This is a genomic window from Pseudomonas khavaziana (assembly GCF_019145205.1).
Classification (GTDB): domain Bacteria; phylum Pseudomonadota; class Gammaproteobacteria; order Pseudomonadales; family Pseudomonadaceae; genus Aquipseudomonas; species Aquipseudomonas khavaziana.
Genome location: NZ_JAHSTT010000039.1, coordinates 1 through 1,331 on the forward strand (window position 1 = coordinate 1; position 1,331 = coordinate 1,331).

At 56.1% G+C, this 1,331-nt stretch carries 1 protein-coding gene and 2 pseudogenes; 2 read left to right on the forward strand and 1 reads right to left on the reverse strand.

Annotated elements, in window-relative coordinates; translation table 11 throughout:
- Nucleotides 1-180 (reverse strand): hypothetical protein (locus tag KVH01_RS29390; RefSeq protein ID WP_217883797.1); only part of this gene is annotated, 180 nt, incomplete at its 3' end.
- Nucleotides 181-745: 565 nt separating this feature from the next.
- Between KVH01_RS29390 and KVH01_RS29395 the strand changes: the two are divergent.
- Nucleotides 746-997: pseudogene (locus tag KVH01_RS29395) on the forward strand (transposase domain-containing protein); the annotation flags it as partial.
- Nucleotides 998-1,043: 46 nt separating this feature from the next.
- Nucleotides 1,044-1,124 (forward strand): annotated as a pseudogene (locus tag KVH01_RS29400) (transposase domain-containing protein); the annotation flags it as partial.
- Between the last annotated feature and the right edge of the window lie 207 nt (nt 1,125-1,331).

Below are 1,331 nucleotides of genomic sequence, written 5' to 3' on the forward strand. Positions count from 1 at the left end.
TAGCTGAGCCAGCCACTCCATAGGCCCCATGCTTTCAATGTCATCGAATCGCTGGCCATCCACACCGTGGCTGCCTCGGTTTGCGCGGCAACGCTGGTAGGCGATGACCAGTACATCAATTCGATACACTTTGTCCCACAGGCTGTAGAAGCGAAAGTCTGGCTCTGTCTTAGCTTTCACATACAGGGCACGCTGTAGTTTCCGAACAAGATTTCACACTTGGGTTAGTAGGCTTGGCGCCAATCCCATCGTTCTTACCACTTTGTACTCCTCTCTTGGACCAGGGCTACTTTCCTACTTCGGCATTACCCGGCCTCAACGGTACTACGAGCCCATCCGCCACCTGTCCGAGCCAGCGCCATCCCTCACGGGCGCACTGTTGCATGGCCGTGTCTAGACGACCATTTCCCCCTGGCAGGCTTCCCCTGTTTCGTATGAGTTCTCTTCTGTATATGCCATCACCACTACCCCGGCGGCAGTGCCAAGTTCGCCTGACGCTCGATCCCTCAGCACTATCAACCTTCCCCGTTATTATGGCAGGTCGGCTACCGCAAAACCTTTTCGGGGCCTGCTCGGTGTTCGCTGCACGCTACGGCCTGCACAGTCACTGACTTCCTAAAGAAGCCTTTTCTTCAGATACTTCAGCCCATTCGTTGCCTCCTGAACTGCTCCAAAGTGCTTCCGGCCGGAGCGACAGTAGCGGGGTGGGATTCTCACCCACTGAACTCATACGCCTTGTCAGGGCGTACATAACAATGCGGCTGAAAGAGCGATAAAGCCGTTTGTCATCGGCCGCAAGGCCTGGCTATTCAGCGATACGCCCAAAGGCGCTACCGCCAGCGCTCAGATCTATAGTTTGGTCGAGATCGCTAAAGTCAATGGCCAGGAGCCTTATACGTGGCTACGCCACGTGCTGGAAAGGTCGCCGCATGCGCAGGCGGTGGCCGACTACGAAGCGCTGCTGCCATGGAACTGCTCGCCAGAGATGCCACGGTAAACGGGGTGGTTGTCTTGTGGTAGGTGTAGTTCATGGATCGCATACGGTCGAGACAGCCAAAGCCAACGGCCAAGAGCCCTATGCATGGCTGCGCCAAGCACTCGAACGCCCGCCAACGGCGACTTAGGTTGAGGATTACGAAGCGTTGCTGCCGTGGAACTGCAAGCCTGGATCCCACAGCTAAACACACCGCCCACTTTTGACTAAGTGGGGTTTATGGAACGCTTAGTGCGCCAGCCAAGCTGGCAGTTGATAAAGGGTGAAAGTCCCTACGAGAGAAGTTATGGCGAGACACCTCGACCCCGAGTCATGCGTTGTGCACCGTGAGGTGTAA